The 2,906-nt window shown below is 67.0% G+C and carries 2 protein-coding genes and 2 pseudogenes (1 of these 4 running past the window's edge); 1 reads left to right on the plus strand and 3 read right to left on the minus strand.

The window, feature by feature from the left end:
* Positions 1-1,058: pseudogene (locus ACFE99_RS22820) on the plus strand (hypothetical protein); the annotation flags it as partial.
* Positions 1,059-1,074: 16 nt separating this feature from the next.
* On the opposite strand, the gene ACFE99_RS22825 reads toward ACFE99_RS22820, so the two are convergent.
* The 3 genes and pseudogenes from ACFE99_RS22825 to menE all read right to left on the minus strand — a co-directional run.
* Entirely contained in the window at positions 1,075-2,088 is a 1,014-nt protein-coding gene (locus tag ACFE99_RS22825) for an HTTM domain-containing protein (protein ID WP_375488831.1), read from the minus strand.
* A complete protein-coding gene (locus tag ACFE99_RS22830) occupies positions 2,085-2,543 on the minus strand; it encodes a hypothetical protein (protein ID WP_375488833.1) in 459 nt (152 codons plus the stop codon). Before ACFE99_RS22830 ends, ACFE99_RS22825 begins: the two co-directional genes overlap by 4 nt.
* A gap of 201 nt (positions 2,544-2,744) precedes the next feature.
* A pseudogene (gene menE, locus ACFE99_RS22835) lies at positions 2,745-2,906 on the minus strand (o-succinylbenzoate--CoA ligase) (it continues 850 nt past the right edge of the window).

Raw genomic sequence — 2,906 nt, forward strand, 5'->3', positions numbered from 1 at the left:
ACGATGGCGGGGATGTCGGCCCAGGATGCGACCGTGATGACTCGGCGGAGGACGCTACGGGTCCGGGCGGGGCGTTGGCCTACTCGATGGCGGACGAAGGTTCGGAACTGCTGCCGATGGAGTACGCCGGCGACGAGGACGAGGCGGAGGCAGAGCCACCGCCGGTGGGCCGCGCGTTGCTGGTGGGCAGCACCGTCGGCGGCATCGTGGTTGCCGGGTGTGCGGCGTTGGCAGTTGCGGTGACGATCGGCATTCGCCCAACCGCGGCCAGTCAACCGCAGCCGCCAGTGCAACCGCAGCACAAAGCGGTGCCGGGAAACTTCATGCCGGTGCTGCCAGCACCTAGTGCACCCGCTTCACCCCCAGTCCAGGCGCCACAGCTGCCGGCTGGCTCGGGTGGCGGGGCCCCGCAGGGTGTCTCTGGCCCCGGTCCTCAGCAGGTACCCGGCGGAGCGCCGGCTGCTCCTCCGGTTTATCAAGCACCGCCGGAGGCGCCCGTCGCGCCGCCGCCCCCACCGGCCTATAACCCGGTTACCATCCCCATTCCGATCCCCATCCCGATCAACCCGCCGCCGCCCAGTAGCACGACGGGCGGGACGACTGCGGGTACGAGCGGTGGCACAACGGCCGGCACAACCGGGGGTACAACTGGCGGCACGACCGCTGGCACCACTGGCGGCACGACCGCTGGCACCACTGGCGGCACGACCGCTGGCACCACCGGCGGCACCACGGGCGGGACGACTGCGGGTACGACGGGAGGCACGACGGGCGGCACGACTGCCGGTACGACCGGCGGCACGACCGCTGGCACCACCGGTGGCGGCACAACCGGCGGCACGACTGCGGGCACTACGGGTGGGACAACTGGCGGTACCACAGCCGGTACGACCGGCGGCGGTACAACCGGTGCCGGCACCACTGGCGGCGGCACGACCGGGGGCGGCACCACCGGTGGCGGCACGACCGGCGGTGGGACGACCGGCGGTGGGACGACCGGTGGCGGCACCACCGGCGGCACCACTGGCGGTGGGACGACAGGCGGTGCGAAGCCCTAATCCGGCGGACCGGCCCTCACGGCGGTGACTTTTCCCCGGCGACAACCCCTTCCTCTTTCGGAGTTTCCCTACCGCGTAATCGATTACGCCGCCACCGCGCACGAAGCGCCATCACAACCTTCGTCGCCGACTGTTTGGTGCTGCGCGGAAGGCGTTGCGCGGTCTCGGACGGAACAAATGCGAGATAAAGCACGAACATCGCCAAGCTGAAAAAACCAACCGCGACGGCGATCATGATCATGGTGTGCATGACCACGCCCGCGGCCAGCACCCATGGCCGTAAGCGGGGGTTCCACACCAGGATCGCAACTGAAAACTCGACGGCGAGCGTGCCCCAGGTAGCGGCGTTCATCAGCAGCGCGTTGTTGGCGAACCATCGCGGGGCGGGAACCAGCAGCATGTCTTGCAGTCGCAGCGCGTAGGACACAGCAGTGCCCTCGGGCCAGGCGCTGCCGTTGAGCTTGCTCAACGCCGACGCCAGATAGATCAGCGACAACTGCAACTGCATCAGTCGAACCGGCCACTGCGGGCGCTGCTGTGCCGACCAGAACATTCCAGTGCTGCGTCGTTGGTCGAGCGACAAGGCCGCGCCGCACGGCGAAAGCGCAAGGAACAGCGCCTCAAGCCGAACAAGGAGATCGCCGGAGTTCCATACCGACGGGTTGCGGTGTTCGAAGGACAAGATCAGCACGAACACAACCAGTGCGGCCAACCGGCTGTGCCATCCGATCATCAGCGCGAGCGAACAATTCAGCAGCACCGCCCACCCGATAAGCAGCGCGCGGTCACTGTTCCAGATCGCAAAAAGCCCCCACTGAAAACTTCCTGCTGGCTGCTGCGGCGCGATCCCGTGCGGCCCGAACAGCTCATGCAGATCAGGTAGCAAGGAGAGCGTCCAGCCCAGTGCCACCGCGCCGAACGCGATCCTGACCAAGCCCAGGGTGTAGGCAGGTTGCGATCGGAACCAGAACGTCCGCCAGTTTTCAGCCGCGGCTACCCACGGCCGCTGACGGCTTCCTGGTTCGCTCATGACTCGCCGGTCAAGGTCTCGTCGTAAAGGATTTCCTCGCCGACGGTGCGCGGCCCCTCGGCGCCGGGCGGCGGGAGTAATTCGGTGCGCAAGATCATCTGCACTCGCGCCGCGCGCTCGCCGCGACCCGTGAGCCGGTGAACAACCCAGTGCGCCAAGCCAGCTCGACTAGCGGGCTGCCGTACTAAATTCTCCTTGGCCTTCTGCCAGCGGTACCACGAAAACGCCCCCACCAGACGGTCACCGCGCGGATTCGTCCACACCCGTTGCGCGCCACCGGCCATGGTGACACGCACCTCGACGTACTCAAGGCGCCGCAGTGGTTCCGGGGCGTACACTCGCCAGTTCTGTTCTAGACCAGCTGCCGACGCGACCGGCTGCAGCACCGGCATCAGCCGCCGCTTGAATTCCGCATCGGGCAGGCTCCACACCACGCCGGTGATCAGCACGACCACGACTAAGCAGCTAATTGCTGCCTCGCCAACACGCGAGCTCTCGAATCGCTGGCCGATCGTCGAGAGCTTCCTCAGGTCCAGCGCAAGCCCCTTTTGTCGTTCTCCGATATCCGAAGAGTCTGAACTTGCTTTTTAGCACTGAAACGGCCGACCCAAGCTGGTGTCACAGAACATTCGGATAGCGAAAGCATCCGGGCAGCGTCAGCCGCCCCCACTGAAGCGGCGGGCCAACGCTTGCCGATCCACCTTGCCGATACCGCGAAGCGGCAGGGCGCCGACGATATGCAGCTCGCGCGGTGCTGCGGTGACGTCGAGTGTCCGCGCGACATGAGTGCGCAGCCCGTCCAGCGTCGGCGCGGTGCA

Origin of the sequence: uncultured Mycobacterium sp., assembly GCF_964249325.1 — a bacterium.
Taxonomy (GTDB): domain Bacteria; phylum Actinomycetota; class Actinomycetes; order Mycobacteriales; family Mycobacteriaceae; genus Mycobacterium.

What these genes read in the sequence shown, in the direction of transcription:
- ACFE99_RS22825 (WP_375488831.1), bottom strand. Translation starts at nt 2,088, where the DNA reads ATGAGCGAACCAGGAAGCCGTCAGCGGCCGTGGGTAGCCGCGGCTGAA.